This window comes from Streptococcus sp. HMSC067H01 (assembly GCF_001814775.1).
Classification (GTDB): Bacteria; Bacillota; Bacilli; order Lactobacillales; family Streptococcaceae; genus Streptococcus.
In genome coordinates, this window is sequence record NZ_KV817814.1 from 25,432 (window position 1) to 33,134 (window position 7,703).

The 7,703-nt window shown below is 41.2% G+C and carries 8 protein-coding genes; 7 read left to right on the plus strand and 1 reads right to left on the minus strand.

Annotation, left to right across the window (positions count from 1 at the left end):
- Nucleotides 1–10 precede the first annotated feature (10 nt).
- The 7 genes from thrC (at nt 11) to HMPREF2987_RS09795 (ending at nt 6,785) form a co-directional block, all read left to right on the plus strand.
- A complete protein-coding gene (gene thrC / locus HMPREF2987_RS09765; protein ID WP_075230377.1) occupies nt 11–1,495 on the plus strand; it encodes a threonine synthase in 1,485 nt (494 codons plus the stop codon).
- Between the two features lie 60 nt (nt 1,496–1,555).
- Nucleotides 1,556–2,836: an MATE family efflux transporter gene (locus HMPREF2987_RS09770; protein WP_075230378.1), complete on the plus strand. Its 1,281-nt coding sequence runs from the start codon at nt 1,556–1,558 to the stop codon at nt 2,834–2,836.
- 3 nt (nt 2,837–2,839) lie between these two features.
- Entirely contained in the window at nt 2,840–3,454 is a 615-nt protein-coding gene (locus tag HMPREF2987_RS09775) for an HAD-IA family hydrolase (RefSeq protein ID WP_075230379.1), read from the plus strand.
- 176 nt (nt 3,455–3,630) lie between these two features.
- Nucleotides 3,631–4,671 (plus strand): LysM peptidoglycan-binding domain-containing protein, encoded by a 1,041-nt coding sequence (locus HMPREF2987_RS09780; RefSeq protein WP_075230380.1) that lies wholly within the window; start codon nt 3,631–3,633, stop codon nt 4,669–4,671.
- Nucleotides 4,672–4,821: 150 nt separating this feature from the next.
- Complete coding sequence (locus HMPREF2987_RS09785) at nt 4,822–5,685, plus strand: DUF2262 domain-containing protein (protein WP_075230381.1); 864 nt, start codon at nt 4,822–4,824, stop codon at nt 5,683–5,685.
- Nucleotides 5,686–5,986: 301 nt separating this feature from the next.
- Nucleotides 5,987–6,412 (plus strand): MarR family winged helix-turn-helix transcriptional regulator, encoded by a 426-nt coding sequence (locus tag HMPREF2987_RS09790; RefSeq protein WP_075230382.1) that lies wholly within the window; start codon nt 5,987–5,989, stop codon nt 6,410–6,412.
- A gap of 10 nt (nt 6,413–6,422) precedes the next feature.
- Nucleotides 6,423–6,785, plus strand: a complete 363-nt coding sequence (locus HMPREF2987_RS09795; RefSeq protein ID WP_075230383.1) for a DUF1304 domain-containing protein — start codon at nt 6,423–6,425, stop codon at nt 6,783–6,785.
- A 43-nt stretch (nt 6,786–6,828) separates the two neighbouring features.
- Here HMPREF2987_RS09795 and HMPREF2987_RS09800 read toward each other — a convergent pair whose 3' ends face one another.
- A complete protein-coding gene (locus HMPREF2987_RS09800; protein WP_075230384.1) occupies nt 6,829–7,686 on the minus strand; it encodes a DUF975 family protein in 858 nt (285 codons plus the stop codon).
- Nucleotides 7,687–7,703: the final 17 nt, after the last annotated feature.

Sequence of the window (7,703 nt, forward strand, 5' to 3'; positions counted from 1 at the left end):
ATAGAGATTTATGACATTAGTTTATCAATCAACGCGTGATGCGAAAAATACAGTAACAGCCAGCCAAGCGATTTTGCAAGGTTTGGCAACAGATGGGGGCTTATTTACTCCAGTGAGCTATCCAAAGGTGGACTTGGATTTTGACACATTGAAAGACGCTTCTTATCAAGAGGTGGCTAAACTTGTATTTTCAGCCTTCTTGGATGACTTTACAGCAGAAGAGTTGGACCACTGTATCAACAATGCCTATGACAGCAAGTTTGATACACCAGCAATTGCCCCTCTTGTCAAACTCGATGGCCAATATAACTTGGAACTTTTCCACGGTTCAACCATTGCCTTTAAAGATATGGCCTTGTCTATCTTGCCGTACTTTATGACAACAGCTGCTAAGAAACACGGTTTGGAAAACAAGATTGTCATCTTGACAGCAACATCTGGAGATACTGGGAAAGCTGCTATGGCAGGATTCGCGGATGTACCAGGAACTGAAATTATCGTTTTTTATCCAAAAGACGGTGTCAGCAAGGTACAAGAGTTACAAATGACCACGCAAACTGGCGACAATACTCATGTTATCGCTATTGATGGAAATTTTGACGATGCTCAAACCAACGTGAAGCACATGTTCAATGATGTGGCTCTTCGTGAGAAATTGGCAGCCAACAAGCTCCAGTTCTCATCAGCTAACTCTATGAATATTGGTCGTTTGGTCCCACAGATTGTCTATTATGTTTATGCCTACGCTCAGCTTGTTAAAACAGGTGAGATTAAGGCTGGTGATAAGGTTAACTTCACCGTACCGACAGGAAACTTTGGCAATATCTTGGCTGCCTTTTATGCGAAGCAAATCGGCCTACCAGTCGGCAAGTTAATCTGTGCTTCAAATGACAACAATGTCTTGACAGATTTCTTTAAAACTCGTGTTTATGACAAGAAGCGTGAGTTTAAGGTAACCACTAGCCCATCTATGGATATCTTGGTCTCTTCAAACTTGGAGCGCTTGATTTTCCACCTTTTGGGTAATAATGCGGTTAAGACAGCTGAACTCATGAATGCTTTGAATAACCAAGGTCAGTATGAATTGACAGATTTTGATGCAGAGATTCTTGATCTCTTTGCAGCAGAGTATGCGACTGAAGCGGAAACAGCAGCAGAAATCAAGCGTGTTTATCAAACAGATGCCTACATTGAGGATCCACATACAGCGGTTGCCTCAGCTGTTTATAAAAAATACCAAGCGGCGACAGGTGATGTGACTAAGACCGTGATTGCTTCAACAGCTAGTCCTTATAAATTCCCAGTCGTTGCAGTAGAAGCTGTAACAGGGAAATCAGGCTTGACCGACTTTGAAGCCTTGGCTCAATTACATGAAATCTCAGGAGTGGCTGTGCCACCAGCAGTTGATGGCCTCGAAACAGCTCCAGTTCGTCACAAGACAACTGTTGCAGCAGGAGATATGCAGGCAGCAGTAGAATCTTATCTAGGACTTTAAGACAGAGGAAGTAAACTCGGTTGGGCAACTAACTGAGTTTCTTTTCATCAGGAGGAAGGATTGTTTAAGAAAAATAAAGACATTCTCAACATAGCCCTGCCAGCCATGGGTGAAAATTTCTTGCAGATGCTCATGGGGATGGTGGATAGCTATCTGGTGGCACATCTGGGCTTGATCGCCATTTCGGGTGTGTCTGTAGCTGGAAATATTATCACCATTTATCAGGCTATTTTTATTGCCTTGGGAGCAGCAATTTCTAGTGTTATATCAAAAAGTGTGGGGCAGAAGGACCAGTCTAGACTAGCCTACCATGTGACAGAAGCACTTAAAATCACCCTACTACTGAGTTTAGTTTTAGGGGGCTTGTCCATCTTTGCAGGTCAAGAGATGATTGGTCTTTTAGGAACAGAAGCGTCTGTAGCTGAGAGTGGTGGACTATACCTAGCTTTGGTAGGAGGGACAATCGTCCTCTTGGGCTTGATGACTAGTCTAGGAGCCTTGATTCGCGCTACCCGCAATCCTCGACTGCCGCTTTATGTGAGTTTTTTATCCAATGCTTTAAACATCCTTTTTTCAAGTATTGCCATTTTTATCCTTGATATGGGGATAGCTGGTGTAGCTTGGGGGACTATTTTGTCTCGTTTGGTCGGGGTTGTGATTTTGTGGTCGCAATTAAAACTTCCATATACGAGACCAAATTTTGGACTGGATAAAGACCTGCTGACCTTGGCTTTACCTGCAGCGGGAGAACGTCTCATGATGCGAGCTGGAGATGTGGTCATTATTGCCTTGGTTGTTTCCTTTGGGACGGAGGCAGTCGCAGGAAATGCAATCGGTGAAGTCTTGACTCAGTTTAACTATATGCCAGCCTTTGGTGTCGCTACAGCAACAGTCATGCAGGTGGCTCGAGCAGTTGGAGAAGATGATTGGGCAAGGGTAGACAACTTAAGTAAGCAAACTTTTTGGCTATCCCTCTTTCTTATGTTGCCCTTAACACTCAGTATCTATGCTCTCGGAATGCCCCTAAGCCACCTTTACACTAGTGATCCTGTGGCTATCAAAGCTAGTGTTCTAGTGACTCTTTTTTCACTTTTAGGGACTCCTATGACAACGGGGACGGTCATTTATACAGCTGTCTGGCAAGGTTTGGGAAATGCCCGACTTCCCTTTTATGCTACAAGTATTGGAATGTGGTGCATCCGTATTGGAACAGGCTACCTGATGGGAATTGTTCTTGGTTGGGGCTTGCCTGGTATCTGGGCAGGAACGCTTTTGGATAATGGTTTCCGTTGGATTTTCCTACGCTATCGTTATAAGCAATATATCTCTTTGAAAGGATGACATATGAAAAAAATTGGATTTATCTGGGATTTAGATGGGACCTTGTTGGACTCTTATGAGGCTATTTTAGCAGGAATCGAAGAGACTTTTGCCCAGTTTGACATTCCTTATGATAATGCTGAGGTTCGTGCCTTTATCCTACAAACTTCCGTTCAAGATCTGTTGGAAAAGGTGGCAGAAGAAAGAGGCTTGGATGTTGATAGGCTCAATCAAGTCCGTGCTCAGAGCTTGGCTGAGAAGAATGCTCAAGTGGTTCTGATGCCAGGGGCGCGTGAAATCTTAGCTTGGGCAGACCAGCAAGGGATTGAGCAGTTTGTTTATACCCATAAAGGGGACAATGCTTTTACAATTTTGGAGAATTTGGGTTTGGCCCACTATTTTACAGAAATTTTAACCAATCAAAGTGGCTTTGCTCGGAAGCCTAGTCCAGAAGCTGCGATTTATCTTTTAGATAAGTATGGATTAAATCCTCAGCAGACTTATTATATCGGCGATCGGACTTTGGATATAGAATTTGCCCAAAATAGTAGGATTCAGAGTATCAATTTTCTTGCCTCACCTGCAACTTGTAATCAACAGATAGAGTATTTAGAAGATATTAGCTCACTTTCTTTCTAGAACTTTCTTTAAGAAGAATGTGTCAGCCTGATGACAAGAAACTAACAAACTATTTCAAGTAATGATATTTGTTACAATGAATGTACAGTTCTGTTAAATAGCCCCAAAAGGGCTTTTTTTCTATTTTCTTTGTGTTATGATAGACAGGTACTACATTTGAAAAGGAGTTTGATAGTATGAAGAAAAGAATTATTTTAGCATCAACAGTAGCCTTGTCCCTTGCCCCTGTATTGGCAACCCAAGCAGAAGAACTAGTATGGACAGCACGTAGTGTTGAGCAAATTCAAAACGATGTTACCAAGAATGAGAATAAAACAAGCTATACGATTCAGTATGGAGATACTCTAAGTACCATTGCCGAAGCTTTGGGAGTAGATGTGACCGTTCTTGCTAACCTGAACAAGATCAGCAATATTGATCTAATTTTCCCTGAGACAGTGCTTACTACAACTGTTAATGATGAGGAAGAAGTGACGGAAGTTGAAATCCAAACCCCTGATACAGTTCAAGGTGGCGAAGGAACAACTGCAACAGCAGATTTGACAACCAACCAAGTCACTGTAGATGACCAAACTGTACAGGTTGAAGATTTAACTCAACCAGTTGAAGAAACAGAGGCTCAAGTTGAAGCAGTAGCGCCACAAGCGACTGAAGAAGCAGTAGCAGAGGTTACTACTGAAACTGTAGCAGAAGTTGCGAGCCCAGTAGTAGAGAACTCAACTCCAGTAGTGGAGGAAACAGCTGTAGAGACGACTACAAGCTCATCTGATACAGAAGACGTTACCTATCAAGCAGAACCAAGTCAGCACTCTTCAAACACTTATGCAGCCCCAGCAGCTCCTGACTATGCAGGACTTGCTGCAGCAAAATCAGAGAATGCAGGTCTTCAACCACAAACTGCGGCCTTTAAAGAAGAAATTGCTAACTTGTTTGGTATCACATCCTTTAGTGGCTACCGTCCAGGAGATAGCGGTGACCACGGAAAAGGCCTTGCCATTGACTTTATGGTTCCAGTAAGCTCAGCTCTTGGAGACCAAATTGCAGATTATGCGATCCAAAATATGGCTAGCCGTGGCATTAGCTACATCATCTGGAAACAACGTTTCTATGCACCATACGATAGCAAATATGGACCTGCTTACACTTGGAATCCAATGCCAGATCGTGGAAGTGTCACAGAAAACCACTATGATCACGTTCACGTATCGATGAACTAATAGAAAGAGAAGTTGAAACTAATCTAGTTTCGACTTCTTTTTTGTAAAAATAGTATTGATAAGTGAGATAAAATCTAAAACATGATAAAATGTAAGCGTATACAAATAACAGTGCTAAGGCATTAAAAGCAGAGAGAAAGGATGAAGTGAATGACAAAACGATTGAAAACTCCATTTGAGAAAATAAGAGATGATTTTGAACAGGAATTTTGCGGAGAAATTGTTGAACTATTGATTTTTACCCTCCAAAATGTAAATGGGGCTGCTTCTTTAAAAGATGGTTGTCTAATGCCGTCAGTTCATTTTAAAGCTAGTGTCAATGTTGAAACTCAGGACTTCTCTGAACGTGAGGGACGTTTGGAATGGCTCCTGACCCTAGAAGAATTTGAAGAAAAGCATTGGGGGTTTAGTTTTGAACCCTACAAAATTCATCGTATCAAATGTCAAAAACGCCCCTTCATGGAGCTAGAGCCATATATGTCAGAAGTAGCTAATAACTGCTACCACTTGCTGGAATACCTAGATGACCAATCCACAGACGCCAGGTTAGAGACCTTGATCGAAACCTACCAGAAACCTGTTATCATTCAAGACGATATTGGCGAATTCACCTTAAACAGAGCCTATTCTTGGTTTGAAGGCTTCATCACCTATCAAGGCGGTAAGATTCATGCTATGTTTGATGCGGGTGCAGGTGAAAGTCTTCCTCCAAGTTCTTTCGATGCTCTAAAGAAATTTATGGGAACTTTCCAATCCCAGGATGCTCAGATTAAAGACTACATTGTCAAAGAACTCTGGGAAACAGCTCAAGACTGGATTGATTCAGATGAAAATGATGTGGTGTTAACAGAAGAGTATTTTACCAACTCTCTTTCCTTGAGTGAACTATCGATCAATGAAGACAGGGAATTGACCCTCTACTATGATGATAGAGAGGAAATTTTTGCAGGCCATGCCATCGAAGTTGTCATCGATAAAGAGGGAGAAATCCTTCGAGCGGACTTGGTAGGCTAGTAATTGGGTTCTCAATAGATTTTAGAAGAAATAGAGGCTGGGACAAAAAATCCCAGCCTCGCTTTATAGTTACCATGCTCGTCTAAGGAAAACTTCCTTTTTCAATCCATATCCTTGACTACTTTACTAGCTTGATGAAGCTTGAGAGGTCTTGAAATAGTATATTCAGACTAGGACTTTCGCTTTTTGTTACATTGTCTATGTTTCAGAAATATGAGCAAAAGACTTGCATTATGAATTTATTTGTTTTACAATTGACTAATCAATCATTGACAAATCAAATATTTACAAGGAGATAGAAATGGCAGGAATACACGAATTACTTTATCAAGTTCGCTTAGCAGACCAAATCATCACACAACTTTTTGAGAAACAGTTGGGAATCAGTTTGACCCGCTATCAAATCCTGCAGTTTTTATTGCAAAACTCACCTTGTAACCAAATTGCCGTTCAGGAGAAGTTAGAGATTGACCCTGCAGCCTTGACCCGTCATTTCAAGATTTTAGAGTCAGAGGGCTATGTCAGTCGTGAGCGAAATCCAGTCAATCAACGAGAAGTCTTAGTTGAATTAACCCAAGAAGCCAAGAATCAACTCTTGGTCAATCCGCCTAAACATCACTTGAAAGTGAAGGAACAGATGGAGAGCATCTTATCGCCTGCTGAGCAGAAAGAGCTGACGACTTTACTGACCAAGCTAGTGTCAGGTCTAGAAAAAATAGAATTTTAAGGAGAAAACGATGTCAATTATTACTACTATTTTAGCAACACTTGTTGCCCTCGAACATTTTTATATCTTTTATTTGGAGAGTGTGGCAACTCAATCAGATGCAACTAGCCGAGTCTTTCATATGGATAAGGAAGAGTTGAGTCGAGCATCTGTTAGCTCACTGTTTAAAAACCAAGGGATTTATAATGCCTTGATTGGGGTATTTCTTATCTATGGTATTTATTTCTCGCATAGCTTAGAAATCGTAACAATCTTTGTTTTATTTGTCATAGGAGCTGCGGCTTATGGTGCCTTAACAGCAGATAAAAAAATCATTCTAAAGCAAGGTGGGCCAGCTATCTTAACCCTCTTGAGTATCCTTTTCTTGAAATAAAAAAGGCCAGCACCTAGTGCTGGTTTTTGCTAATCTATGTTTTTTATCCTTTTTTATGCTTACGTTCAAGAAGTCTCTGATAAAAGAAGATTTGGCAACTGTAGACATAAGGATAGATGGAGATACCCGCAATCCCAAAGCTAATCCAAATAAGGAAATACCAAGGGAGCAACTGTAAGTCAAGGACGAAGCGTTGGAATTTATAGCCCTTCATGAGGAAGCGACTGGTTTCAAGAATCCGACTTGGCTTAGCTATCCCAATTGCAAGGGTATCACAAAGGAGCGGTTCAACTTGAGAATATGCATAATACTGTGGAAGATAAATAATGGTGCCCAAAATCATCAACAAGACGCTTCCAAAGAAGTAAAGAGCAAAAGTAAGGAGAAACTGCTCAGTATCTGTACTCGAGAGGTCAACGGCTGGAAATTCAGGGTGCAATTCCACAAATTTACGAGCCATTAGGCTACTGTAAAAGAGACAGTAGACTCCAAGAAGATTGGGTAGACTCCATAAAAAGAGGTAGAAACGTTTGAGCAAGAGCGTCAGGAAAGTCTGACTAAAGAGACGGTTGTCTAATAAAGACAAACTACCCTTGAAGGAAAGCTCTGTTTGAGGTACTCTAAAGAGATTGATGCTTGTAAAGAGGGCGCCAGCTAGGATGATCGAGCTGGTAAAACCAAGTGCCAAGGGAAAGAGCGAGGATTGGAGCAAGGTTGTCAGAAAACTGATGAAGGATTGTTCAAGAATTCCTTCGTCAATTAGAGATAGAGGGCTTATAAAACTAGTTAAAATTAGGAGAAGACTTGGCAGTAGAAAGACAAGTAAAAGACGAGGATGTTCGCTTTGAAAGTGTCTAGCTTGCTGACGAACTTCTTTTAAATCAATTTTTTGGTATTTCATTCTTTCATTATACCATA